The 22,328-nt window shown below is 34.2% G+C and carries 22 protein-coding genes; 17 read left to right on the top strand and 5 right to left on the bottom strand.

From position 1 onward, the window contains the following. The first annotated feature begins 70 nt into the window (after nt 1–70). From NYE67_RS09250 to NYE67_RS09240, 3 genes are all read left to right on the top strand, one after another. Complete coding sequence (locus NYE67_RS09250; RefSeq protein WP_340729829.1) at nt 71–1,012, top strand: tyrosine recombinase XerC; 942 nt, start codon at nt 71–73, stop codon at nt 1,010–1,012. A 148-nt stretch (nt 1,013–1,160) separates the two neighbouring features. Further along, the gene (locus NYE67_RS09245) at nt 1,161–1,313 is read left to right on the top strand and encodes a transcriptional regulator (RefSeq protein ID WP_191699001.1); all 153 of its coding nucleotides are present in this window, start codon (nt 1,161–1,163) and stop codon (nt 1,311–1,313) included. A gap of 394 nt (nt 1,314–1,707) precedes the next feature. Then, nucleotides 1,708–3,408 (top strand): putative bifunctional diguanylate cyclase/phosphodiesterase, encoded by a 1,701-nt coding sequence (locus tag NYE67_RS09240; RefSeq protein WP_340729828.1) that lies wholly within the window; start codon nt 1,708–1,710, stop codon nt 3,406–3,408. Nucleotides 3,409–3,484: 76 nt separating this feature from the next. On the opposite strand, the gene NYE67_RS09235 is transcribed toward NYE67_RS09240, so the two are convergent. Beyond that, nucleotides 3,485–4,861, bottom strand: a complete 1,377-nt coding sequence (locus NYE67_RS09235; protein WP_340729827.1) for a nucleoside-diphosphate sugar epimerase — start codon at nt 4,859–4,861, stop codon at nt 3,485–3,487. A 499-nt stretch (nt 4,862–5,360) separates the two neighbouring features. On the opposite strand from NYE67_RS09235, the gene NYE67_RS09230 reads away from it, so the two are divergent. From NYE67_RS09230 to NYE67_RS09195, 8 genes are all read left to right on the top strand, one after another. Next, a complete protein-coding gene (locus NYE67_RS09230) occupies nt 5,361–5,735 on the top strand; it encodes an rRNA methyltransferase (RefSeq protein WP_340729826.1) in 375 nt (124 codons plus the stop codon). Nucleotides 5,736–6,293: 558 nt separating this feature from the next. Then, on the top strand, nt 6,294–6,833 hold the full coding sequence (locus NYE67_RS09225) for an ATP-dependent exonuclease (protein ID WP_340729825.1): 540 nt from the start codon (nt 6,294–6,296) through the stop codon (nt 6,831–6,833). A gap of 180 nt (nt 6,834–7,013) precedes the next feature. Then, entirely contained in the window at nt 7,014–7,370 is a 357-nt protein-coding gene (locus tag NYE67_RS09220) for a DUF4260 domain-containing protein (RefSeq protein WP_445683012.1), read from the top strand. Between the two features lie 12 nt (nt 7,371–7,382). After that, on the top strand, nt 7,383–7,871 hold the full coding sequence (locus NYE67_RS09215) for an NUDIX domain-containing protein (protein ID WP_340727908.1): 489 nt from the start codon (nt 7,383–7,385) through the stop codon (nt 7,869–7,871). A 47-nt stretch (nt 7,872–7,918) separates the two neighbouring features. Next, the gene (locus NYE67_RS09210; protein WP_340729824.1) at nt 7,919–8,257 is read left to right on the top strand and encodes a hypothetical protein; all 339 of its coding nucleotides are present in this window, start codon (nt 7,919–7,921) and stop codon (nt 8,255–8,257) included. Nucleotides 8,258–8,305: 48 nt separating this feature from the next. After that, nucleotides 8,306–8,791 carry a hypothetical protein gene (locus tag NYE67_RS09205; RefSeq protein WP_339216585.1) on the top strand — a complete coding sequence of 162 codons (486 nt, stop codon included), beginning with the start codon at nt 8,306–8,308 and terminating at the stop codon, nt 8,789–8,791. Nucleotides 8,792–8,813: 22 nt separating this feature from the next. Further along, on the top strand, nt 8,814–9,134 hold the full coding sequence (locus NYE67_RS09200) for a histidine kinase (protein ID WP_339216584.1): 321 nt from the start codon (nt 8,814–8,816) through the stop codon (nt 9,132–9,134). 13 nt (nt 9,135–9,147) lie between these two features. Beyond that, nucleotides 9,148–9,720, top strand: a complete 573-nt coding sequence (locus NYE67_RS09195; RefSeq protein ID WP_340729823.1) for a histidine phosphatase family protein — start codon at nt 9,148–9,150, stop codon at nt 9,718–9,720. Nucleotides 9,721–9,838: 118 nt separating this feature from the next. Here the strand turns inward: NYE67_RS09195 and NYE67_RS09190 are convergent, their stop codons facing one another. Next, the gene (locus tag NYE67_RS09190) at nt 9,839–11,050 is read right to left on the bottom strand and encodes an ABC transporter permease (protein ID WP_340729822.1); all 1,212 of its coding nucleotides are present in this window, start codon (nt 11,048–11,050) and stop codon (nt 9,839–9,841) included. 381 nt (nt 11,051–11,431) lie between these two features. Between NYE67_RS09190 and NYE67_RS09185 the strand changes: the two genes are divergently transcribed. Next, nucleotides 11,432–12,610 (top strand): MFS transporter, encoded by a 1,179-nt coding sequence (locus NYE67_RS09185; RefSeq protein ID WP_340729821.1) that lies wholly within the window; start codon nt 11,432–11,434, stop codon nt 12,608–12,610. A gap of 548 nt (nt 12,611–13,158) precedes the next feature. Beyond that, nucleotides 13,159–14,370, top strand: coding sequence for an ABC transporter permease (locus tag NYE67_RS09180; RefSeq protein WP_340729820.1), 1,212 nt, complete (start codon nt 13,159–13,161; stop codon nt 14,368–14,370). A 543-nt stretch (nt 14,371–14,913) separates the two neighbouring features. Here the strand turns inward: NYE67_RS09180 and NYE67_RS09175 are convergent. From NYE67_RS09175 to NYE67_RS09165, 3 genes are all read right to left on the bottom strand, one after another. Then, nucleotides 14,914–15,366, bottom strand: a complete 453-nt coding sequence (locus NYE67_RS09175; protein WP_340727902.1) for a VOC family protein — start codon at nt 15,364–15,366, stop codon at nt 14,914–14,916. Between the two features lie 78 nt (nt 15,367–15,444). Continuing rightward, entirely contained in the window at nt 15,445–16,959 is a 1,515-nt protein-coding gene (locus NYE67_RS09170) for a transglutaminase domain-containing protein (RefSeq protein WP_340729819.1), read from the bottom strand. 10 nt (nt 16,960–16,969) lie between these two features. Continuing rightward, nucleotides 16,970–17,488, bottom strand: coding sequence for a GNAT family N-acetyltransferase (locus NYE67_RS09165; RefSeq protein ID WP_340729818.1), 519 nt, complete (start codon nt 17,486–17,488; stop codon nt 16,970–16,972). A 553-nt stretch (nt 17,489–18,041) separates the two neighbouring features. Between NYE67_RS09165 and NYE67_RS09160 the strand changes: the two genes are divergently transcribed. The 4 genes from NYE67_RS09160 to NYE67_RS09145 all read left to right on the top strand — a co-directional run bounded on the left by NYE67_RS09160 (nt 18,042) and on the right by NYE67_RS09145 (nt 22,284). Then, the gene (locus tag NYE67_RS09160) at nt 18,042–18,386 is read left to right on the top strand and encodes a DUF485 domain-containing protein (RefSeq protein WP_445683368.1); all 345 of its coding nucleotides are present in this window, start codon (nt 18,042–18,044) and stop codon (nt 18,384–18,386) included. Then, nucleotides 18,383–19,933 carry a solute symporter family protein gene (locus tag NYE67_RS09155; RefSeq protein ID WP_191699017.1) on the top strand — a complete coding sequence of 517 codons (1,551 nt, stop codon included), beginning with the start codon at nt 18,383–18,385 and terminating at the stop codon, nt 19,931–19,933. Before NYE67_RS09160 ends, NYE67_RS09155 begins: the two co-directional genes overlap by 4 nt. A gap of 474 nt (nt 19,934–20,407) precedes the next feature. Further along, nucleotides 20,408–20,728 carry a DUF485 domain-containing protein gene (locus tag NYE67_RS09150; protein ID WP_191699018.1) on the top strand — a complete coding sequence of 107 codons (321 nt, stop codon included), beginning with the start codon at nt 20,408–20,410 and terminating at the stop codon, nt 20,726–20,728. A gap of 11 nt (nt 20,729–20,739) precedes the next feature. Then, nucleotides 20,740–22,284, top strand: coding sequence for a solute symporter family protein (locus tag NYE67_RS09145; RefSeq protein ID WP_191699421.1), 1,545 nt, complete (start codon nt 20,740–20,742; stop codon nt 22,282–22,284). The last annotated feature ends 44 nt before the right edge of the window (nt 22,285–22,328 follow it).

Genomic DNA, 22,328 nt, shown 5'->3' with positions numbered 1-22,328 from the left:
ATGTTCCCAAATACATATTTGGGAACATTTTTATGCTATAATTATAGAGAAGAGAGGATGAAAACGGGAAATGGCACTACCTAAATTTTTGCGAGATTTTTTAATTTACTTAACAACAATTACGGGCAAGTCCCCAAGAACTCGTAAAGAATATGAATATGAACTAGTTTTATTTATGCGCTTTTTAAAAGCGATTGAACACGATATACAATTGGAATTAATACATACGATCGATATTTCAGATGTAACAATAGAAATGATGAAGGAAGTTTCTTTGGAAGATTTATATTTATTTATGGAGTATTGTGAAGTTCAGCGTGGAAATTCTTCTGCAGCCCGCGCTCGTAAAGTTGCGACATTAAAAACCTTTTTCAAATATTTAAAAGGAAAACGGCGACTTATTGATGAAAATCCGGCCGAACAGCTAGAAACACCGAAAATAGGTAAAAGATCACCGGTTTATTTAAATTATAATGAAGCAAAGGATTTTATCGGAGCGGTTCAAGCGCAGTCGTATAGTGCACGCGACGAATGTATGATGGTATTTTTCCTAAATCTGGGGTTACGGGTTTCGGAGTTATGTTCTCTAAATTTAGATTCGATTCATGACCGTAAGCTAACCGTGATCGGAAAAGGGAACAAAGAGCGACATGTATACTTAAATGATGCCTGCATGAAAGCACTCGAAAAATATCTACTAGAACGCAATACATATAAAGGTGATGGGAAAGAGCCGTTATTCGTGTCACAAAAAGGAACTCGGTTTGCCAGACAATCCATTGCCCGGATCGTTAAAGTCATTAATGCAAACAGCGATTCACCAAAAGACCGCTTAACACCGCATAAGCTGCGGCATACTTCTGCCACAATGATGTATAAAGCAGGTGCAGATATACGAAGCCTTCAGCACATATTGGGACACTCCAGTGTTGCAACAACTCAAATTTATACCCATATAGAAGATGAGCAAATACAAGAAGTACTAAAAAACAATCCTTTCAATAATTTATAAATAATTATATTATGTCAACTAAACTACAAAATCATTTTTGTAGTTTTTTATTTGCTTAAATTCAGAAAATTCATTGACATTCACAACATAACTGTTATATAGTTAATTCATATAATAAAAACTGTTATAGTACAAAGGGGGATATTTTATGATTTATTATGAACAAGGTTATTCCGTATATGTAGAAAAGTGTGAACAATTTGGACTAGAACCAGTAAACTTCCGTTATTTTGTGAATCAGCTTTCACCACAGCAATTACTTGCGTATAACAACTACGCAATTCAACAGGAGATGAAATAATATCATACAAGCAGCGTTGAACCAACTTTACCTTCCATTTGTAAATCACTCGCTCATCACCACAGATGACAAAATCAACATACAACAATTTAATAGCTCCCAATAAATCAGTCTATCCTTATATATAGATTGGTTTATTTTTTTATTATTATTTCAATATAAATATATTTATCTATTAAAAGAAATAAATTTTCATTACTATAGTAGCAACAAAAATCTTTTAATGAGATTGTTTTTAGACTATGTAATTATGATAAAATTGTGAATTATGCGTAATTAACTATTTTTAAAATGTCTACGTTTACATAAAAAGTTAGCTAAATAGAGTATTTAGATTTATAATTTTATCAATAGAAAATATAGTTATTCTAACGAACAGAATGGAGAGGTTTCTATGCATGGAGCATCGGACTCTAAAGCACTAACTTCGATTGATTTTACATATGAACAACTTGTTGATTTAAAAGCTGCATTGGATAAGACAGCTATTGTAGCAGTAACGGATCAGCGGGGTATTATACAGAAGGTTAACGATCAGTTTTGCGAGATTTCCAAATATTCTCGAGAGGAATTAATTGGAGAAGACCATCGTATTTTAAATTCGGGTTTCCATGCAAAATCTTTTTTCAAAGAAATGTGGCGAACAATAGGAAATGGCGGTACTTGGCAAGGCGAGGTATGTAATCGTGCAAAAGATGGATCATTATATTGGGTAAAAACTACGATTGTTCCTTTTTTGGGGGAGAACGGGAAACCTGAACGATATATTTCCATTCGTACAGACATTACCGCTCAAAAAAACATTAAAAAGATTGCCCATATTGCCTATCATGATGATTTAACAGGATTACCTAATCGTCGCAGTCTATCGAAACGAATCGAACATGAAATTTCAACTAGTCTGCGTCATAATAAAGAATTTGCCGTATGTTTTTTTGATGTTAATCGTTTTAAAAACATAAATGATAGTTTAGGACACAAAATTGGGGATATGTTTTTAAAAGAATTAGCAAGACGTTTAACGGAAATTGATATTCAGTCCAATTCATTTTATCGAATGAACGGCGATGAGTTTGTCTATATATTAGAAGACGTTACATTAGTGCATGAAATGGCGGCTAAAATATTGGATGTATTTAAAGACAGTTTCGTCTTAGAAGATTACGAATTTTTTGCAAGCGTTAGTTTAGGTATTAGCATTTATCCTGAACATGGAGAAAGTGCTGCAAAATTACTGAAAACTGCAGACATTGCGATGTATGCAGCAAAAGCTAAAAAGGGAAACAGTTATATCGTCTATAAAAAAGAAATGCCTAATACGAATGATCAGTTTTTAGTATTGGAAACAAAATTGCATAAAGCATTGCGTGAAAATAAATTTGCTCTGCAGTATGATCCCATCTACCATTTACATAAAAATAGAATTAGCGGAGCCGAAGTGATTGTTCAATGGATTGATGAAGAAATTGGTGTGATGAATCAGGAAGAAATCTTACCTTTTGCTTCACAATGTGGATTAATCACACAAATCGATCATTGGGTATTACGTAATGCATTAATGCAGCTTGCTGAATTTAAGCCCTTTGTAGATGAAAACTTTAAAATCGCCATCAATCTATCAATCGAGACAATAAAAGAATCGAATTTTATTACTGATTTAACAACGATGCTGGAACAATTAAGTCTTGCACCGCATCATTTAGAAATTGAAATATCAGAGCTCGGAATGCTCGATAAAGATATCCAGCTCATCGATAAAATTAACCAACTGCATGATAGAGGGATTACCATTTCAATAGATGATTTCGGTACAGGGTATTCGTCTTTAAACTATTTAAGAGAAATTCCAATCAGTACATTAAAAATCGATCACTCATTCACTCACGAATTAAATTTAGTACCGGCAAATGCGAAAATGGTAGCTGCCATTATTTCTTTAGCAAATGCCCTGGAATTAGAAGTAGTAGCTAATAATATTGAAAATGGGGAAGATTTGGCGATTTTAAAGGAGCTCAACTGTCAATATGGGCAGGGGCTTTATTTTAATCATCCATTAACCCTTATTGACTTCACGAAACAAATTCAAAATGTATAACATCAAAACGGGGTTGGATAAAGTTATTACACTTTATCCAACCCCTAATTATATGTTTCACACCAAATACGCTAATCTAATAGTCAATTAAATAATTTTCAATCCGCATAAATTCCTCTTCATCGATACAATCCATATATTTGTACAATAAATCAATATCAACTTTAATATCATCTTTATGCGTTAAATAAAACTGCTCGGTTAAATGACAAATAATTAAAGGTACCGCTTTTTGATGGTTAAAACGGTGTAAATACGTAGATAAGAATTCGACATTAACTGCGATATCTGTATTAAGCCCGAGCGCGTCAAAATCAACATATTGTATATGGGCAGTTAAAAACTGCTCATTTAAATGTACATTATATTGGCAAATATACGACCAATCCAGCTCATTTTTGTATTTGTTTAACCAATGGAGTTCGGCAATAGCCATAAATAATTGCTTTTGCTGTGGATTATAGGCCATTAACTTTTTATCCATTTCCGCATTTGTTAAACGTTTATCCCCGTAGGAATTATACTGCTGGCTCACAAGCGAAGGAATACCTTTTACTAAGTGTTCACTGCCAGGCCACTTATTCGGTCCGCGTTCATATTCGAAATACTGTAAATCCATATCCGGAATCTCATCAGCCTCCGGAAGATAAATGACATCATAGGAACTGTAAAAAGCATTGCTTTCAATAAAATCATCTAATTGATCGACAAAATCAGGATGAATGCGCTTTTTATTTTCCATTAAAGTTGTAATTAAATAACGTTTAAATGACATCGTAAGCCTTGCAAGTACTGGCTTATTATATTGAAGTGCTTCCAAATCCACTTCAGGTAAATGATCAATTAAAAATTGCTCGGATAACAACGCATTACTATAGCAAACATAAGAAAACGGTAAGTATTGCAAGTAGGCTGTCAGTTTAGAAGGATGCTTTTGCACCGCTAATCGGCACCATTCTAAATAGGATTCCAGAAACGCCCGGTCATAAGGTAGCTCTTCATAAAGTGTTTCATCATGCGATTCAATTTTTTTAATTACTGCAATATTGTTAAAATCCGCGACCGAAAAATCAGATGGAAAATTAATAGACTCGAAAGCAGCTTTTACATGTAAAAGCTTTTTAGGCTTTGTGGATACAAAGCTGTAGGTTCCGATTGCTCCACGCTCTTCTAATAGTAAATAAGCAAGCTCCTGACGCTCGTCGCGAGTTAAATTACAGTCTTTCGGAAATTTTACTGCTGCAAAATATTGAGCTTTTGCTAAATCATAAAAAAACTTATAGTCGCCTTCTTTTGTATATAGTTCTTCGGATTGATTTTGCTGCCAGTACAGGAGGGCACCATTAATTGGATTTCGGTTTGTAAATGTAATATTAGCAATAGAAAATATATTTTGTGCCAATGCATCATCATAAAGTACTTTCATAAATTCTATTTTCTTAATTTTAATCATTATAAGACACCCCCGTTTCTATATTATATACTTGAAACATAAAAAAATTGAAAGAAAAAGTGTTACAAAGAGGTTTAATTATTTTTGGCGGTGGTATATTACTAGTAAGTAAAGTTGCGATCATTAAGAAGAGTAAATAATTAACCACTAGTTTAGAGTTAGATAATTATGATTTCTATTAACTTCGTTGTATGCGTTTTTTAGTAATATTTAAAGAAGTGTTACAGGCAATTAATGGACCAAATGCTTTAACGAAGATTCTCGAAAGATGCCAACCAAATTTAGGCGAGCGAAATGCATACACGAATTGAGATATACCATTGAAAATTTCAGCTCACACGTAGTATTTAATGTTAAACTATCGTAAGAAACCTTCACAACTTAATATGCATTACCGATCGCAACTTTACGTTTTACACTCCTTATCCCATAAGGAGTGTTTTATTTTGTTGGACATCGGATATAATGATAATATCTATATTTTGATAGGAGAATGACAATGTGGAAGCTACATAACGGTAAGCTCATTCAAACAACAGATGAAACAAGAGTACGCTACAAAACACGTATAAGCGCGGAAATTTTAAATAACTTAAAGCAATTGGCCGAAAAATACGATACCCACATTGGATATTTACTCGAAAATGGCTATAGCAATTTAATAGAAACTGGAACTGTTGTATTCAATAAACAGAACCGCCCGAAAGACCGGACTGAATTTCGAACAACATGTGACAAAGAATTGCTTGAGAGCCTAAAAAACTTTGCCAAAGCTCATGAACTCAACTTAAATGATGTCATTGAGGCAAGCGTTGCTTATATCAACTTCGAGGACGTAAAACATTCACATTGGAGATACCGCGTGGAAATTTAATTCTGTAATCCAAGAACAAAACCAGTGTCAATCTTATTTGGCACTGGTTTTTGGTGTTTCTAAATAGGAAGAGAACAGACATCTATATTTATGATTCATCACCATAAGTTGGGATGACAAAATTAAAAAAACCCTTCGCTCCACGACACTCTGCTTTGGCATAAAGTGAATTTCTGCAAAAATAAAACTTATAAAACATAGCATTTCCGCTCTCTGCCGCCTCGCGATAGCGCAAGCGACTGGATTAGGTGTTATTTACTTCACTTTATAACGAGGGTAAAATTTTGGAGTTGGTGGGCCTCGCAAACGGCAATAAAAGCAGTGATAAAGTCACGTATCACGTGGCTTTAGCGCTGTCTTGCCGCAGCCCACCAATAAAGTGGAATTTTATTAGAAAAGTAACCCCATGTTATGAAAACGAGCCATATTTATTGAAAATATTGAAAAATTTTACAATTTATTTTATAATTATTCCATACCATTGTTATGATTGCGTCACTTCTCGCTTTCATTTTTATAGACTATGGGAAAAGAAGTAAATTTTATAGGGGGAAGACCATGTTAAAAAAATATTCACCTAGATTAATTTTTGCATTGGTGGCGATTACTTGTATAATTATTTCACCGCTTTTTGCTATCTTTGTACCGATGACAGTTCCAGACTTATTTTTAACAGATCGCTCAAACTTTTATATTTATTCATTTAAAACGAATGTAATTGTTATTTTGACTGGTTTTGCGATTTTAGCTGCTGGATTTGCACTACTGAGCTGGAAGCGTCAAACAATCACATACATTGTAAGTTTTGGAGTTTTAATTCTTGGATTTGTTACTTTATATAGTTCAACAGAAACATATACAGCTATTAATGAAAATGTTGTGTATAAAAAACAATTAATCGGTTCGCAGAAAATGGAATGGGATGTAATCGATAAAGTTGCACTAGAATATGTACCAGGAGCAATTGGCAACTATAAGTTTACCGATAAATCGGGGAACGAAATGATCGTTAGAGAAGATAAGGAAATGGCTTCGATTTTCATTTATCAAATGGCCAACAAGAAAAATGTCCCTTATGATGAGTATGAGAAGAAATAGAAGGACATTAGCTTTTGGAGTAGTTCGGAAAGCTAGCATAAAATTACAAATTAAATAAGCACAAAAAGTTTAGCCTTTGTTTGATGCTAAACTTTTTTTACTTTAAATGGTTACCTATAGGCAACAACCAGTTTGGTTATTGAGGAGAATCATTACTTACACTACTAATTATAAGGGAGGATGGCGTATTTGAATAAATTAATATTGCAACTGGAGGGATTAGCTGTTTTTGCTTTAAGCGTTTATTTTTACTTCCATCTGCAATTTAGTTGGGGCATTTTCCTAGTGTTATTGTTAGCTCCAGACATTTCTGCACTTGGTTACATAAAAAACGTTAAGGTTGGTTCCATACTGTATAATTTATTTCATACATACTCGATCCCATTAATATTAATGATCTGCGGATTGTTACTACATAACGATCGTATTATAATGCTTTGCCTAATTTGGATAGCCCATATCGGAATGGATAGAATGTTAGGTCTTGGATTAAAATATCCAACTAAATTTCAAGATACTCATCTTAATCGTATTTGAGGAGGTTTTTAAATGAAGACAGTTTATGTTAATTGGGGTGGAAATAAAGTGAAACTTACATGGATTCCTGGAATGAAAATAAATCAATCTATTAAAGTAACAAGTGTACATTCCATTTGTATAAAGGATGGCAATATCTTATTAGTAGATATTAAACACAGAGGTTTTAATTTTCCAGGGGGACACTTGGAAGCGGGAGAAAAACTAGAAGAAGCTATTTTGCGAGAAACTTATGAAGAAGGGTATGTGAACGGAGAAATTCAATACATAGGATCAATTGAAGTGAGTCATGAAGAAAATCCATCATTTAATCCACATGGGAAATATCCTATGATCGGTTATCAAGCTTTTTATAGAATGGACGTAAATGAATGTTTCCCTTTTCTCCGTGAACACGAATCAAATACGCGTATATGGGTTGAACCAACTGAGGTGCCTTTTGTAATTAATGACCATGAACTTACAAAACTCATTTTAGATGACGCTATAAAATTACTTTGATACATAATTAATGATGGGAAAACAAGTAAAAAGGAGGGATTTCACCTATGCAACATTGTGAAAGTCATAAATTAAAAAAACTAAGAGTGCAGGCAGATATTAGCGCTGATCCATTATGGTGTGACCGATGTCTTACAAATTTAGATATAGAGGATTTTACATTATCAAAAGGATTGAAGCAGGATCTGCAGGAATGGATCTATGACTATGGGAAATGGATTGACTGGAAAAACGACAGCATTGTGCCAAATGGCGTTTTGCTGGAGCAACAGCATAATGATCGTGGTACTGAACTAACGAAAAAAGTGAAGCAGGCGCTAGAAGGACAATATGAAGTAGTGTTTTTTCCATCTACATTTGCGAAAACATTAGTAGGAGAACTTTAAGTGTTAAAAAAGAGTGAATGGCTTTTTGAACATAAAAGGGGGATACATTTGAAAAAATTCAGAGGAAAACGCCGCTACTTTCGTAATATGTGGTCGAAAATAGATAGGTATGATTTAGACCTTGAAGAAGACATGTGGTTCGCCTATACGCATCACCATTTAGATTTTTATGGGTATGGGAAAGATAGTGGGAAACAAAGAAGGGAGCATATTAAAGGGCATTTAGCGCTGTTGGACCGTGTGCTTGAACAGTTGGAATCGTTTCAGAAACCTTATCAAGCATGGATTACGTTAAACGATACATACCCAGAATATGACGCTGTATATATACATTCACCAAATCCCTATGATCCCTTTCCATATCAACCTGAACATCTGCACTTAACAACCGACCTTCCCAATGCTTATCGAGATTTAATTGACCTAACGAAATATAATGTGGCTTTTAGTAAAATGAACGAGCAAGTATGTTATGTACTCCAAGTAAAAGAGAAAGGTCTAGCTGTTATGTTAAACAAGAACGAGCGTACATAGCAGCCATAATTGGGAGGAGGGTATGAAAAAAATAATTTTATTGAATGTCCTATTTTGCATATTAGTTATTTTTATTAGTAACTATTATTTTAATTCAAAATCCAAAGAAGCAGTCGCATACTTCTATGCAGAAAATAATATTGAAACTAATTACGATATAAATAAAGAAAATTTGGAACCAAAAGAAATCAACTATCGCTTTGGAATGGGGCTTTTTGAAATAGAAATTATTGATGTAGCAACCGAAACGCTATATTTCTTTGAAGTAGATATAACGGACGATTTCACTTTATATTATATAAAAGACCTTACTGATCTTTACAATAGAAATTTGAACGATTAGGAGAAATTATAGAATGAATACGGAAATATATCTTGTAAGACACGCCCATTCAGTTTTTGATATAGAAAACGAAGAATTTAGAGGCTTATCTGATAAAGGTAGAAAAGATGCTGAAAAAGTAAAAGAAATATTAAGTTCGGAATCCATTGATCATATCGTATCCAGCTCATATGTAAGAGCAATTCAAACTGTAGAAAGTTTATCGAAATTGATTAATAAAGAAATTGAAAAGGATTACCGTTTTAGAGAAGGTTGTTTAGCTGCTGCCGACTACATATTTGAGGATCCAGTCGAAGCGTTTAAATATTCAATGGAAAATCCAGATTTCTCTTATCCGGGCGGGGAATCATGCAATGAGGTGAAGGAGCGCGGACTTGCAGCTCTAAATGAACTATTACATAAATATAAAGGGAAAAAGATTGTCATAGGAATTCATGGAAATATAATGTCGAATATTATGCATCACTTCGATCGTACTTATGATTTTAATTTTTGGAAGTCTACAACAAAGCCTGACATATATAAACTAACTATTAGTGAAAGCAATCAATTACTAAATAATGTTAGGTTATGGGAAGAAATCTAGATATCATGAATCCTGATAAGCTAATTATTGTATTGAAAAAATTAAACTGCCCTTACACTTGTTTAAATCTAACAAATGTAAGGGCAGTTTTTTTGTGAGCTCTATACTTCTCCATTGCCTATTTTATGAGCATAAATCGTTTATTTTTTGCAATGAGCAGAGTAATAATAAGTACAATAGCAGCTGATATCGCTAATAATTGAATGCCTAAAAGGTAATCTAAGGATTCACTTGCTAAGAAAAAGTTATATTGTTTTGAAACGATCCTTCCAACTTGAATATAAGAGGTTGGAACTTTTTCAATATCCCAAAAATAACCGACATTACGACTTAAATAAAATCTTTCACCAAAAATTAAAAGAGTACCGACAGCTAAATTCACCATTTCATGACGGAATAACACGCTGCACAGTATTACAACCGCAATAACAACGAGGAACCACATCAAAATAAGTGCAAGTGATTGAGCTAAAAATGTACCGAGTGTCATCATGTCAAAACTGCCTACTTGTTGCCATTCCGATATGTTTGTAAAGACGGGAGAAGGTAGCTGAAAATGACCAAAGCCTGATTGCATACCGATTACTACAAAGCCTACAAGTAACGGGACAAACAATGCCAGACTGCCAATATAAGCAACGAACATTTTCGAAAGCAGCTTTTTCCAGTCGGTTAAAGGAAAGCCCTTTAAAACGGAAGGATGAAGGCGGTCTTTCAACACAACATCGATTGCCAATAATAAGGCACAAGTAATTAATATAATTGGCAATGGGCCGTTTAGTAAGCGCTCAACGGTTTGTAATGCTGTGCGTTGTTCAAACTGGTTAATGGATAAATTATAATTTGCTTTGGCATAAGCCCCGTACCGTGCATATTGCTCTAGCGAATTATAAAAGCCTCGATCAAATGCCAATTCTCGTTGTTTCATATAGTAGCGTGAATTGTACGAGAGATGCTCGTTGTAATAAGTCATATAATTTGTCTTAAAATACCATTCGCTTGTTAACTGAGCATATTTTTTCAAATCAACTGTATCAAGTGCGTCTAATCTGGCTTTGTCCAATGGATTGACTTCACTGAACATATGGTAGGCCTGTATTGTCACAGGGTGAATATCTTCATTATCTCGTTTCTCTATGCTTTCAATAAACTCTTGTCGTGTTAAATAACGCGCTTCGATTTCTTCACGATCTACCTTTTCTATCGGATCATAGGCAGGAGCTACTTTATACGCATAAAAAAACGCAGCAAACGTTAAAAGAATGTAGATGAATATGTTTTTCTTATTCATAAAAAAGTGCTTAAATTCTATTTTTAAATATTCCCGCATAATGTTCCCCCTAAGATGCTAAACCAACTAAACGCTATGTAGTAGGTAAGGCATAGTCTCTTCCTGTTGAAATACACACTCATCTCACTTTCTATTTATTTTTTATAATATTGTTATAATTAATAGAATAATCAAAGTTTCAAAATTTTACAAATATATGGTATATAAGTATTGTATTAAAGAAAATAGAACATCATTTTTAAAAGCCTATCTTTATAATGGGGTGTCATCATTCCTTAATAAGGCCACAACCAGCGCGGTATCGGTATTAATTTACTTCTGCTTATATTAATCTTCCAAATTATAACATATAATTACATATTAAAGTTCCGAAATGTCGCCGAAGGATATAAAGCAGTATGCGAAAGGAGCATTATCTGTTTGAAAAAAAGTAAAATATTATGGGGTATGTCAATTGTACAGTTTTTGGCGATGCAAATATGGTTCAATTTCTCAGCCGTTATGCCTGTAATTGAAGAAGAATGGGGGCTAACCTCTTCACAATCGGGGATTATTATTGCCTTTTTTCATATCGGTTATGTCGGGGCTATTATATTTTATAGTTTATTAATAGACAAATATAATCCTAAGTACTTTATTGTAATAGGAGCATTAATAGCTGGCATTTCAGGAATTGCTTTTGCCATTTTGGCAGAGGGGTTTTGGCTGACATTGTTGTTAAGAATGATTTCAGGGATTGGTATAGCAGGGATCTATGTGCCGGGAATGAGAATTTTGACAGATTTATTCCCTGTACATAAAAGAGGCGAGGCAGTAGGAATATATGTAGGCTCATTAGTGGTAGGTTCCGGATTTTCATTGCTCGTTTCGGGATTTTTAATCGAATACATTGGTTGGCAAGGTGTCATATTCATTACATCTTGTTTAAGTATTATCGGTTCAATGATAATGGTTTATATAAAGATTCCTGATCTAAAAAGTGGGGAGAATGCACTTAAATTTCAATGGAATGTAATGAAAAAAGTGTTGAAAAAGAAAAATCTTCTCGTCAACGCAGGCTATGCAGGGCATTCATGGGAATTATATGCAATGTGGGCATGGATCGGTCCATTTCTAGTTTATTATTTTGGCGTTCAAGGATTAGCACAAACGGAAGCGATTCGGTATGGAAATATTACTGGTGCGCTCGTCATAATGGTCGGAGGAATTGCAACATATGTGGGGGGAAAGCTATCTGATCAGTTCGGTCATATTAAAGTGGCAAACTTCTTTTTAATTATTAGTATTTCGTGTTCACTAATGATTGGCTGGTTAGATTTTGTTCCTATGATCCTTATGTTCATATTGCTATTGATTTATGGTTTTTCGATTGTAGCAGATTCACCCATTTATAATGTAGCGATAACAAACGTCTCTGATCCGGAAGTCATTGGATTAGCTTTAGGTGTCCAGTCAGTTATTGGATTTACAGTAACCATTTTTTCTCCCATGATATTTGGCTTCTTATTACAATCATTTAGTTGGGGAATAGCTTTTACGGTCATTGGCCTCGGTACAATTATTTCGCCTATATGTATGCTGGCCTTGAAAAGGCAGTAGTGTTTAAACCCAAATAGTAAGGTGAAAAAATGAATGAGAATTTTATTCGACTTATACTTTAAGTTCTTTTTAATAAATTCAATCATAAAACTATACAAATTATAACGCTAGAAATTTCCTATCATCGTTAACGGGAGTGGCATGGAACACTCTCAAATACAGGTAATATTCCATTCAGTACTGTCTAAACAATAAAAGGACATAACATATTATTCAGATAAAATATGTTATGTCCTTTTATTTTGCCAGATAATATGCAAAGAGCATTTAAAAAATGTATTTTGATATGAATCATTAACAATCGACCAGGAGGTGCTTGTTCAAATTTCTATAAAGACAAGAAAGTTTTGTCCATGTACATTATTTGTCTTTATAACTTTCGTTAAAATGAATAGAATACCAAGGTTTATTTTTTTTGCAAATATATGGTATATTATGTGTAAATTCAGTTAAGTTAAAATAATTCATCTATGATTAAACCAGTTTCCAGAACGGAGTGGGTGGCCAATATACTGAAAAATTAGTAAAGGATAGGGGGAATCAACTTCGTGTGGAACTATTTTAAAATTGAGTTGAAACATTTTTTTTTAAACATAAAAAACTTGGCTGTGTATTTTCTGCTTACTTTCACGACACTATTTTATGTAATTCAAATTGTCCCTAATTACGATCCAATAGAAAGTGTAAACAAGAATGAAATTGAGGCACGTTATTTAACGCGTCAGGAGTTTCTGGATGGAATCGAAGGGCAGGATTTAAAAGGCGCACATCCTTCTTTACTGTATGCGATCGATGTCTTTAAAGCCATTAATCCTATTGATAAAGGAAGACTAGATGCTTTAGAAGAAGGAGATTTAACAAAATATGCTGAATTGACGCGTGATTGGTATTATATTACGAACGCTACTACATATAGAAATGAATTATTTTCATATAACCCTAAGTACTATATTAACAATGACGGATATGCTGATGAAGATGCCTTTTATGCTTATTTAGAACAAGTGGCTCGCTATGATGCTTATTCGAAAGCAGATTATGATTTAACTATTGATGCATTTGAACAAAGGACAGCATTTCAAACATTGGAACGTCTTTTAAAAGATATTCTACCAATCATCCTATTTGTTTGTGTCTTGCTTTTGGCTGTAGATATCGTAACTAAAGATCGACGTCATCCATCCATTATTAAAGGAATTCCTATAACTGACTGGAGAAAGCTGCTTGTCAAAATGATTGTCGTGTTTATAGGTTCCTGTGCTTTACTTGTTCCATTAGGATTAGGTTTCCTTGTTATAGGCTTCCAAAATAGCTTTGGACATTTCCATTTACCATCGCCAGAGTATGCAGCTCATTTAGACTACTTAAAAGATGGCAAATTTGAAATGATGACATTAGCTCAATTTTTATCGAAATCGGCCATTTTACTTTTTGTATGGATTATTGTCATTATAAGTGGCGCGGTTTTATTAAGTCTTATATTTCGTCAAGAAATGGTTAACTTATTTGCTGGCTTACTACTTATTTTTGGAGAAAATATTTATTTCAGTCGTAAGGTGGGGAATTTCTGGGATGTACAAAACTTTCCGACGTCATATATTCAAGTGGGACAAATCGTATCTAAACAGCGAAATTTCTATTACTTGAACAATTATTTAGATTGGGGATTAGCCTTACAATTATTGGCCCCAATAGTAATCATATTAATTATTTCCATGTTCTTTATTACAAAAAATAAACGATACATGCTTATAAAATAATGTAAACAACTCGATGAATCGTCATAAGATGAATATTTAATGATAATGAGGGTTAGATTTAAAAAAGAAATGAAAGCTATATTTAATTACAATATTTGAAAGACAAGACTTGTTGATTATCTAAAAAAAAAGCAACAAGTCTTGTTGTAAATGGATAAGAAGTTGTTTATATCAAGCTCAAAAATCTATATTCGATTTAGATATTAAAATTGAAGAGGAATTCGTAAGGGAATGAGAAGGACATATATAGTACAATACATTTTAGGGACACGGTCATAATATATATTATAGGAAGTTGTATCTCGTTTCAAAAGTATACTTATAACAGTGAGACAAAATGCAAAATTAAGCCTTGAGTTAGTTGAATTTATTTTTGTCTAAATCCAGCTAACTCAAGGCGTTTTTTAATTAAATAAATATTTAATTGTATATGCTTATTAATAATTAAATCTAACTTGCAATTTATACGCAGCAATACTTTAGAATCTAGTTAACTTAATTTAAACTTCGAGCTGCTGGAACAAACTTTCTTGATCATTTTCATCAAGTGGCTTGCTGATCTTTAATAACTAACATATTTGATTCGTCGAATTCCCAATCTTCACCGTAAGCAACTTCCCAATAGTAGCCGTCAAGATCTGTGAAATATCCACCGTAACCGCCCCAATCAGTATTTTTAGGCTCTTTTTGAATGATTGCACCAGCAGATTTGGCTTTATTGATTATTTCATCAACTTCTTCAATTGATTTAGCATTATAAGCGAGTGTAATTCCTGTAAAACCATTTGAAATAGCTGGTGGGTTCTCTTTATTAATATCTTTTGCAAGCTCTTCCAATGGATACAGTGCAATTCTAGTACCTTCATTTTTGAAGAAAATAATTGCAGGGTTTGATTCTGTTCCTCTAATCGATGTATGAAATCCTAGACTTTTAAAAAAATTATGAGACTTTACAATATCTTTTGTTCCGAGTGTTAAAAGATTTAATCTATTCATAGTTATCCCCCGTTTTTGATACATTTAATATTGTATTTCAACATTTTTTCTAAAAATCCTTTCTTCATTCGACAATAGCTATTTATTTTTGATTTGTATCAGCAAGCTACGGGAAACATCAATACTAATACTTTTGTCAAAAACAGTTATTTGCTTATCCCATTGTTTTTCGATAGCTGGGATATATGGCTCTATATAAAATAATGGCAGGACTAATTTTGCAGACTCCTTAAATTGAACCGGTTTGCGATTCGTAGTCATTTGTAGCTGGATACCTTTATTTAACTCCAACGAGACTGTTAGCTGCCTAATTGGCTCGTTGATGTACAATTCGACTCCATCCGCGCTCTTGAATGCAATTAGATCCTCCGTATTACTATTAAACGTTGCAAGATAACTATCACCAAGAGACATCATGGAAATGTTCGTATACCGCGCATCGTCAAATTCAGCTATTTGAAGACTTTCAGTTACATCCACAGCCGTTTCGATTGCAATCATTTCCTGATCGCCATTCGCATACGTCACAACAAGTTCATTGGTTGTTTTATGTATCGCATGTATCGGGTCCGTACTACATTTCGTTAATTCAGCCGTTTTAGCATCATATGTATAAAGTGTAGCCCCGTCAGAATGATTCACCAAATACACAAGCTCGTTCACATATGTACAATATTGAACACGGATATCAGTAAGCTTTCTCGTTTGCAATGTTTGCGGATCCATCGCTGTTAAATTAGCCGTCTTAGGATGCGGATAAATAAGCAGATCATCAGCAATGCACACATCATACAAATGATGCATTGCATTAAACCGTTCACTCGTACACGGTGGATAAAGATCCAGGTCCCATTGATGATTTTTGCCAATTTGTTCATCAGTCAATAGAAAATAACGATAACGAATTTCATGATGTTCTAACACATGACCAATATCATCCCACGTTACATCTATGTGATACCAATGCCCGTCAATCTCCACCATATTCCACGCATGACCGGCATATCCTTCCCCATCAGCCTTCCCTATTACATAATGACAAGGAATATGATGTACTTCCATCATCTTTTCAAATAGCAGCGCATATGCCATACACACTCCGCGCTTTTCTGCCATAAACGTAGCTACCGAAAATGGAGAACCTTTTGTATGAAGTTCATAGCTATACGTTCTAACAATATAATCATGTACAGCAATCACCTTTTGAAGTGTTGACATGTTAGGTGTTGTCATATGCTGAAGCACCGATTCAATTTCTTCAAGCATCTGTTTTTCATCTTTTCGATTCATACGATAACTTAGTGTAAAATCTACTTTTATACGATTTTTAGACAAACTGCGATAACGATAACTACGATTAGCACAATGCTGTGTATAAAATGCCTTATACAAATGACTTTGTTCAAATGCATCATCCAGTATTTCATGCAATGGCTTTGGTAGATGACCATTTATAATAAGTGAAAACTGTTTATCTAACCGTTCCATATGCATCGTTAGCACTGCAAGCAGCTCTTCATACGTAATTGTCGTTGTTTTAATGGATCCTCCTTTTTGTTTAAATGCTTCATAACTTATAAAATAACTTTTCAATTTTGATTCCTCATTCAATTTCATTTTCAATTACATAAATTTCAACAGACTTACCTTCCATCGTAATCACCTTTTCTAGCTTCATTCCATTTTTAAGGGCAATTTGCTTTGAGCCTGTATTCCCTACCTGAATTGCCGATACATACCGTTCCAGATACATTTCTTCATCTGCATACTGCTTTAATGCCCGTGCCGCTTCAAAACCATACCCTTGCTGCCAATAGTCTGGTGCTATCCAGTAACCAAGCTCCATCTCGAAAGCATCATCAATAATCTGTGCAACCATTCCGGCATGCCCTATGAAATCCCCTGTTTCTTTATGGATCAATTTATGTAAACCATAATCACCAAAGTTTCTGTATTGTTCGAGCATACGTTCAATTAAATGCTTGGCATAAGCTTGATCTTTTACGTGACCATCTCCGATAAACTGCATGACCCGCGCATCCGTTACAAGCACTGTTACAATTTCTACATCTTCCAAAGTATATTGTTCAAAACGTAATCGTTCAGTTTGAAGATTTAACATACTTTACCACCCTTATGATATTTATTTGCTCGATGTTTAAAAAAATACGGGATATTATAAAGTTAATATCAAATATTTATCATTTTAACCCTTCTCAATGTTCAATTAGAGCTTTATTTTTTAAAACTACTGCTCTTATCATAACATCACTATGAAAAGAAATTTTTTTATTTTTATCAATATCAAAATTTTATCATTTCGCTGTTGTTATAGTACATAATATACCCTCACGCTTTTATTAAACGTCATCTATTATATTAGAGTAATGAAATGTAATATTATGCTTTATGTATATATTTTTCTTTTTAATATTTGTTTTTTGTTAATTATGAATTTAAAATAATAATTCACCTATATATATTTAAATAAAACGACTTGAATATTCTTCAAATAACGTATTAATTCTACTTCATACACGGTCATAAATTTTTAATTATTCTGAAAAATTGTTATTGCATTATAAAGAATTCCCTCTTACAATGATTACTATTAACGGTTTCAGAAAGTAATATTCCGTTTAAAACAGAATAATAATTCATAAGGGGGAATTCCGTTGGGCGATTCAGGGGAGAAATACTCAGCGAAACACGATGCAATCAACTATGATGCAATCGATCGTATGGAAACATTTAATCAATTTGTAAAGAAGAAAAACACATTTTTATTCGGTATAACTATAACATTTTTGACATTTTATATTCTTTTACCGGTTTTAGCGTTTACACCTGTGTTACAACAGAAAGCGATTGGTAGTATCACATGGGTTTGGGTTTACTCACTTGCCTTATTTATTATGACAATCGTGCTTTGTACACTTTACGTAAAAATGGCAGCAAAGTTTGATAAAACTGCAGCTGCTGTTTTACAGGAATATAAAAAGGCAGGTGCGCAACAATGAATTTAGTGTCAGCAAGTTTCTTTCTAGGGATTGTCGGTTTAACATTAATAGTTACCTATATTGCAGCAAAAAGAACTTCATCTGCAAGTGACTTCTACACAGCCGGTGGTGGGTTAAAAGGTTGGCAAAACGGATTTGCTATTGCTGGGGATTATTTATCGGCAGCTGCGTTTTTAGGGGTATCCGGTGCCATTGCATTAACGGGCTTTGATGGCTTCTTCTTCTCTGTCGGATATGTAGTAGCAAATTTAGTTCTTCTATATATAATTGCAGAACCGATGCGTAATTTAGGTCGCTACACTTTAGCGGATATGCTGACAGCACGTTTCAATGAAAAGCGAATTCGTGGGGTTGCTGCGACAGGAACTATTATTATCGTCATTTTATATATGATTGCACAATTAGTAGGTGCAGGTGCTTTAATTAAACTGTTATTCGGTATTGAGTATTGGTTAGCCGTTCTTATTGTTGGAGTTATGATGACTACATACGTATTATTCGGTGGGATGACAGCGACTAGCTGGGTTCAGATTATTAAAGCAGGTCTATTATTATTCGGTACAACATTGTTAGCATTTTTAGTATTTGCCAAGTTTGATTTTAATTTAGTGAAAATGTTCGATACAGTAAGTACAAATTACGGGGATCAGTATTTAGTGCCAGGCGTTAAATATACTTCGACAATTGATTCAGTATCGATGATGCTTGCATTAGTGTTAGGTACATCCGGTTTACCACATATTTTAATGCGATTTTTCACGGTTAAGGATGCTAAAACGGCACGTCAATCAATCTCTTGGACTACTTGGATAACAGCTATTTTCTTCTCGTTAACGATTTTCCTAGGCTTTGGTGCGATGCATTTCGTAGGATTTGATGCCATTATTGCGGAAAACTCTGCAGGTAATACAGCTGCACCACTATTAGCTGAGTTTTTAGGCGGCAATATTTTATTATCCTTTATTTGTGCCGTTGCCTTTGCAACAATTTTAGCAGTCGTATCTGGACTAGTATTAACAGGTGCTTCTGCCATTTCACATGATATTTATGGTGAAATCTTAAATGATGGTAAATTAACAGAGAAACAGCAAGTACTAGCTGCCCGAATCGGTTCTATTTCAATTGCAGTAATTTCTATTCTATTAGCATTATTTGCACAAAGCTTAAACGTATCGTTCTTAGTGTCATTTGCTTTCTGTATTGGTGCTTCTGCAAACTTACCGGTTATTCTTTACACAATCTACTGGAAAAAGTTCAATGCCAATGGTGCGGTTGCTGCAATGGTGACAGGTCTGGTTTCATGTTTAGTATTAGGTGCACTTGGACCAAACATATGGAGCCCAACAGGTAATGCTATTTTTGTAGGAGAACCACTTGTAAACTTGGCTGTACCAGCAATTATCACTATCCCACTTAGCTTCTTTGCAGGTTATTTAGGCTCTATATTAACGGCAAATAAAGTTGAACAGGCAGAAGCAGAACGAATTTATAAAGAAATTCGCGTAAAAGCACATACAGGCGTTTCTGTGCAGGATGTTTCACATTAACTTTTATTAAGTTACAAATAAATATAAAAAACTGTCCCGAAATTTTTACGTTTCTAGGACAGTTTTTTTACTTTTTATACCATTTAACTTATGAATATAACTTTCTGAATAAACAGAAAATCGTTTTTTGAAAAGTAAATTGTTTTTCGAATATTACTATTTCTTATAAAAACATATAATATTTTCTTATCATAAATTTCAATGAAATAGCAAAACCCCCTTTTCAATATTCTTCGCAAAACGTTGATTTATCTAGCTTTCTATACATTAAACGAATTTCAAATAACAAGAAAATTATTTGTTATGTATCTTTTTTTCTCTATTAAACTTATTTTTTTAAAAAGTTTTTTTACATAATTTCTTTAAAAAGTATTGCAATTTTGTTACAGCTAAAATAGAATGAAAATGTAAATTCCTAATAGAGAATTTTACGTACACGAAGCAGTAATATTAATCACAAACGGGGGTATGTTTATGGGGAATAATCAAAAGCCAATAATTGATTATGAAAGAATCGCATCACAGCAATCATTTAAGCAGCTTGCGAAGAAAAAGAATTTATTTCTATGGACAATGACGGCAATCTTCTTAGCACTTTATATGTTATTACCAATCTTGACGTCATTCACTGAAATTCTACATCAAAAAGCAATCGGCAACATTACATGGGTTTGGATTTATTCAGCTGGTCTATTCATCATGACATGGAGCTTCGCACACTTCTATGTAGCACGTGCAAACAAGTTTGATAAAGAAGCAAAATCAATCATTGCAGAATATGAAGGAGGTCGCTAATTATGAATGGAATGAGTTTTACAGCGGTCTTCTTCTTCGTAGCAATCGTAGGTTTAACTTTAGTTATTACATGGTGGGCATCAAAACGTACTTCAAGTGCATCAGACTTCTATACAGCTGGTGGCGGTTTAACTGGTTGGCAAAATGGACTCGCAATCGCGGGTGACTATTTATCGGCTGCATCATTCCTAGGTATCGCCGGTTCGATCGCTTTATTCGGTTTCGATGGATTCTTCTTCTCTATCGGATACTTAGTAGCTTACTTAGTAGTTTTATATATCGTAGCTGAGCCATTACGTAACTTAGGTCGATTCACTTTAGCAGATATGATTACTGCACGTTTCGACAAAGCAAAAGTTCGTGGAACAGCAGCTTTATCTACTATTACAATCGTATTATTCTACATGATCGCACAGCTTGTTGGTGCTGGTGCCCTTATTCAATTACTATTAGGTATTGAATACTGGATGGCTGTACTTTTAGTTGGTGTCATGATGACGACATACGTATTATTCGGTGGTATGACTGCCACTTCTTGGGTACAAATTATTAAAGCCGTACTATTAATGTTAGGTACTATTATTATCTCATTCCTAGTATTAGCAAAATTCGACTTCTCTATTGCAAAAATGTTCACTGAAATGACAACTGTAACAGAGCATGGTGAAGCATACTTAAATCCAGGTTTACGTTACACAAATGGTATTGATACAATTTCAATGCTAATCGCGTTAGTACTTGGTACAGCGGGTCTTCCACATATCTTAATGCGTTTCTTCACTGTAAAAGATGCGCAAACAGCTCGTTCTTCTGTAATTTGGGCTACTTGGATCGTTGGTTTATTCTATGTATTAACTATTTTCTTAGGTTTCGGTGCTGCTGCATTCGTAGGTAAAGAGACAATTGTAGCTGCCAACCCGGCAGGTAACATGGCTGCCCCACTATTAGCACAAGCTCTTGGTGGCGACATCCTCTTCTCATTCGTATGTGCCGTGGCATTCGCAACAATTTTAGCGGTAGTAGCAGGTCTGGTACTTTCCGGAGCATCTGCCCTATCTCATGACATCTATGGTCAAATCGTTAAAAAGGGTAAAATCTCTGAAAAAGAAGCTGTTAAGGCAGCGCGTATCGGTTCAATCATAATCTCTGTAGTATCAATCCTTTTAGCGCTTGGTGCTCAAACATTAAACGTAGCATTCTTAGTATCGTTAGCATTCTGTATCGCGGCATCGGCAAACTTACCGGTAATCATTTACACAATTTACTGGAAACGCTTTAATACAACAGGTGCTGTTTCAGCGATGCTAACAGGTCTAATTTCAGCATTAGTTTTAGTAGCGGTATCTCCAAACGTTTGGAATCCAGAAGTAGGTAAAGCAATCTTCGTAGGTGATCCGTTAATTATGTTAACGAACCCAGCGATCATTTCCGTACCTCTTGGCTTCTTAGGCGGATTTATTGGTACATTAATGTCGAAAGAAGTAGACGCTGTGAAATACCGTGAAGTTGAAGTTAAAGCACAAACGGGTATTTCTGTACAAGATATTTCTCACTAAAAAGATCCTTCCTACTTTGTTGAGTTGAGGGAAAACGATCAGCC

Origin of the sequence: Solibacillus sp. FSL W8-0474 (genome assembly GCF_038004065.1) — a bacterium.
Taxonomy (GTDB): Bacteria; Bacillota; Bacilli; order Bacillales_A; family Planococcaceae; genus Solibacillus; species Solibacillus faecavium.
Note: the sequence above shows the minus strand (reverse complement) of the source record. Positions and strands in the feature narration are given on the sequence as shown.

Excerpts from the sequence above, each read along its gene's own strand:
- NYE67_RS09250 (WP_340729829.1), top strand. The coding sequence starts at position 71 with ATGGCACTACCTAAATTTTTGCGAGATTTTTTAATTTACTTAACAACA.
- NYE67_RS09245 (WP_191699001.1), top strand. The coding sequence starts at position 1,161 with ATGATTTATTATGAACAAGGTTATTCCGTATATGTAGAAAAGTGTGAA.
- NYE67_RS09240 (WP_340729828.1), top strand. The coding sequence starts at position 1,708 with ATGCATGGAGCATCGGACTCTAAAGCACTAACTTCGATTGATTTTACA.
- NYE67_RS09235 (WP_340729827.1), bottom strand. The coding sequence starts at position 4,861 with ATGATTAAAATTAAGAAAATAGAATTTATGAAAGTACTTTATGATGAT.
- NYE67_RS09230 (WP_340729826.1), top strand. The coding sequence starts at position 5,361 with ATGTGGAAGCTACATAACGGTAAGCTCATTCAAACAACAGATGAAACA.
- NYE67_RS09225 (WP_340729825.1), top strand. The coding sequence starts at position 6,294 with ATGTTAAAAAAATATTCACCTAGATTAATTTTTGCATTGGTGGCGATT.
- NYE67_RS09220 (WP_445683012.1), top strand. The coding sequence starts at position 7,014 with ATGGCGTATTTGAATAAATTAATATTGCAACTGGAGGGATTAGCTGTT.
- NYE67_RS09215 (WP_340727908.1), top strand. The coding sequence starts at position 7,383 with ATGAAGACAGTTTATGTTAATTGGGGTGGAAATAAAGTGAAACTTACA.
- NYE67_RS09210 (WP_340729824.1), top strand. The coding sequence starts at position 7,919 with ATGCAACATTGTGAAAGTCATAAATTAAAAAAACTAAGAGTGCAGGCA.
- NYE67_RS09200 (WP_339216584.1), top strand. The coding sequence starts at position 8,814 with ATGAAAAAAATAATTTTATTGAATGTCCTATTTTGCATATTAGTTATT.
- NYE67_RS09195 (WP_340729823.1), top strand. The coding sequence starts at position 9,148 with ATGAATACGGAAATATATCTTGTAAGACACGCCCATTCAGTTTTTGAT.
- NYE67_RS09190 (WP_340729822.1), bottom strand. The coding sequence starts at position 11,050 with ATGCGGGAATATTTAAAAATAGAATTTAAGCACTTTTTTATGAATAAG.
- NYE67_RS09175 (WP_340727902.1), bottom strand. The coding sequence starts at position 15,366 with ATGAATAGATTAAATCTTTTAACACTCGGAACAAAAGATATTGTAAAG.
- NYE67_RS09165 (WP_340729818.1), bottom strand. The coding sequence starts at position 17,488 with ATGTTAAATCTTCAAACTGAACGATTACGTTTTGAACAATATACTTTG.
- NYE67_RS09155 (WP_191699017.1), top strand. The coding sequence starts at position 18,383 with ATGAATTTAGTGTCAGCAAGTTTCTTTCTAGGGATTGTCGGTTTAACA.
- NYE67_RS09150 (WP_191699018.1), top strand. The coding sequence starts at position 20,408 with ATGGGGAATAATCAAAAGCCAATAATTGATTATGAAAGAATCGCATCA.
- NYE67_RS09145 (WP_191699421.1), top strand. The coding sequence starts at position 20,740 with ATGAGTTTTACAGCGGTCTTCTTCTTCGTAGCAATCGTAGGTTTAACT.